The 2,709-nt window shown below is 68.8% G+C and carries 3 protein-coding genes; 1 reads left to right on the forward strand and 2 read right to left on the reverse strand.

Annotated features, from left to right (window positions below):
• Positions 1-999 (reverse strand): VCBS repeat domain-containing M23 family metallopeptidase (locus AB0M79_RS36260; RefSeq protein WP_364223342.1); only part of this gene is annotated, 999 nt, incomplete at its 3' end.
• Between the two features lie 104 nt (positions 1,000-1,103).
• Entirely contained in the window at positions 1,104-1,490 is a 387-nt protein-coding gene (locus AB0M79_RS36265; RefSeq protein ID WP_364223344.1) for an FG-GAP-like repeat-containing protein, read from the reverse strand.
• 226 nt (positions 1,491-1,716) lie between these two features.
• Here AB0M79_RS36265 and AB0M79_RS36270 point away from each other — a divergent pair.
• A partial coding sequence (locus tag AB0M79_RS36270; protein WP_364223347.1) for a VCBS repeat-containing protein occupies positions 1,717-2,709 on the forward strand: 993 nt, incomplete at its 3' end.

Raw genomic sequence — 2,709 nt, forward strand, 5'->3', positions numbered from 1 at the left:
CTTCTGCTCGGTGCCGACGAAGCTCGAACCGTTCGACAACGCCACGAACACGTCGTTCGTCGAACCCCTCGTGAACGTCACGATGTCGTCGCGGCCGTCCCCGTTGAAGTCACCGACCGCCGGAACCTCGGCCCCGGGTGCGAACCAGTCGTGCCACTTCGTCGCCCCCGCGAACGCCGACCCGGTCGACAGGGCCACATGCACATCGGCCAGGGTCCCGTGCGTGAAGGTGACGATGTCGTCTCTTCCGTCACCGTTGAAATCACCGGTCAGCGTCGTCTCACCCGACAGGCCGAAGAAGTCGTTCCACTTCACCGACGTACCCGCGAAACCCGAACCCGTCGACGTCGAGACATACACATCAGCCAACGACCCGTGCGTGAACGCCACGATGTCGTCACGGCCGTCACCGGTGAAGTCCGTCGGCGAACCACCCATCGGCCGCGCCCCCGACGGTGACTGGCCGCAGTTGTCGCTGGTGAGGTAGCGCTGGTGGTAGGAGCCGGGGTACGGCGCCAGCGACACGCCGTTGATCCGGATGGTCTGGCCCACCCCGTTGAGCAGCTGCTCGTAGTGGACGTGTGCGCCGGACGAGTTGCCGGTGCTGCCGGTCAGTCCGATCTGCTGCCCCTGCCGGACGAAGGCGCCGTTGGGCACCGAGAACGCGTTCAGGTGGAAGTAGTACGTCGTCCAGCCGCCACCGTGGTCGATGACGATGTAGTTGCCGGCCCCGTTCGGCTGCGAGTGGTGCCGGGCGACACCGTCGGCGGACGCCACCTGCGGGGTGTTGTTGGTGACACCGCCGTCGGCGCGTACGAAGTCCAGGGCGAGCCGTACCTCGGCGCTGTGGTGGCTGTACGTCCACCGCTGCCCGCACGGGAACGGCGCCTTGAAGTTCGGTGCCGCGTACGCGACGGCGGGCGCGACCACGATCGCCACCGCGGCGACGGCCGACGCGACGAGGACGCGGAGCAGGTTGGTCATGGATCGGCGGGACATGCGGCTCCTTCCGGCCGGCGCACTCGGCGAACGGCTCTGTCGAGACGGTGGGTCGGCGCGCGGGCGGCCCGGCGTAGGCGGAGGGTCTGGGCGGGCGCGGAGGGTCAGGGCACGCTCGGCCGGGGCAGTTGGCTGCCGGCGGCCAACTGGTCATGCCACTTCCAGGCGTTCTGCACGAAGCGGGACCCGTCGGAGAGCGACACGTAGACGTCGGCGGCCGTACCCCGGGTGAACGTGACGACGTCGGCCCGGCCGTCGCCGTCGAAGTCACCGACACCGGGCGTCTCGGTGCCGACCGCGAAGTTGTCGTGCCACCTCGCGGCGGCTCCGAAGCCCGAGCCGGTGGAGCGGGCGACGTACACGTCGGCGGCGGCACCGCGGGTGAAGGTGACGACGTCGTCGCGGCCGTCACCGTCGACGTCGGCGAGGGCCGGCAGGGGCACGGCCAACGCGGCGGCGATGACGACTCGTCGGATCGTGTGGACGCTCATGATGGCCCCCGAACTGCCGGGCACGGATCAGTGTGCGCAGTCAACCCCGGACTTCGATACATGTCAATAGTTGACTGCCTGCGATGACTGGCCGAAACTTAGCTCCAAACGACCGCGCCCATCATGGCCATGACGTGCGAAAACCGCCACCCGGCAACCAGCGGCACCCATCGCGGGTTCCGCCATCACATCGATTGATCTCATTTGATTGATGGCGAGGTGCAGAATGCGACGACGCCTTCCGAGCGGCCACCGGCGCCGCCTCGGCCCATCCACCCTGGCGGCCGCACTCGCCGCCGTACTGCTGCCGGGCGCGCTGCTGCCGGCCCCGGCGTCGGCGTCGACCGCCGCCGGCCCCGGCGCGCCGATCGGCACGCTGGCCTGCCCCTCGATCCCGGCCAACCACGACCCGTCGATCATCATCATCGTCAACCGGGTCGGCCGGAGCCTGAACGTCAACGACAAGGTCATGCTCGCCGGCTTCGAGGCCGGCTGGGTCGAGTCGCACATGAACAACCTGCCCTGTGGCGACAAGTCGTCGCTCGGCGTCTTCCAGCAACGCCACGACTTCGGCTGGGGCACCCCCGAGCAGATCATGGACCCGGTGTACGCATCGACCCAGTTCTTCGTACGCGCCATCGACTGTGACCGCCGCTACCCCGGCTACACCGCCGGCCAGGTCGCCCAGTGCGTGCAGCGGTCCGGCTTCCCGACCCGCTACGACCAGTCGGAGGCCAAGGCCCGCAGCCTGCTCGCCGAGGCCCGGCGCGCGATCGGCACCATCGGCGGCACCCCGACCGACTTCACCGGTGACGGCCGCGACGACATCGTCACCTTCACCCACGGATCACTCGCCGACGTTTACGTCTCGACCTCGACCGGTTCGGGCTTCGCGGGTACGTCGGTGAAGTGGAACGACTTCTTCGGCCTGTCCGGTGAGACGACACTGACCGGCGACTTCAACGGCGACGGACGCGACGACATCGTCACCTTCACCCACGGATCGCTCGCCGACGTGCACGTGGCCCTGTCCACCGGTGGCGGATTCGCCGGCGCCTCGAAGTGGCACGACTGGTTCGCACCCGGGGCCGAGATCGCGGCCGTCGGAGACTTCAACGGGGACGGCCGCGACGACATCGCCACCTTCACCCGAGGCACCACCAACGACGTCTACGTCGCCCTGTCCAACGGCTCAGCCTTCATCGGCACCGAACAGAAA

The organism is Polymorphospora sp. NPDC051019, from assembly GCF_040683055.1.
GTDB lineage: Bacteria > Actinomycetota > Actinomycetes > Mycobacteriales > Micromonosporaceae > Polymorphospora > Polymorphospora lycopeni.

Bases quoted from the DNA above. Each gene is read 5' to 3' on its own strand.
- AB0M79_RS36265 (WP_364223344.1), bottom strand. From the start codon at position 1,490: ATGAGCGTCCACACGATCCGACGAGTCGTCATCGCCGCCGCGTTGGCC.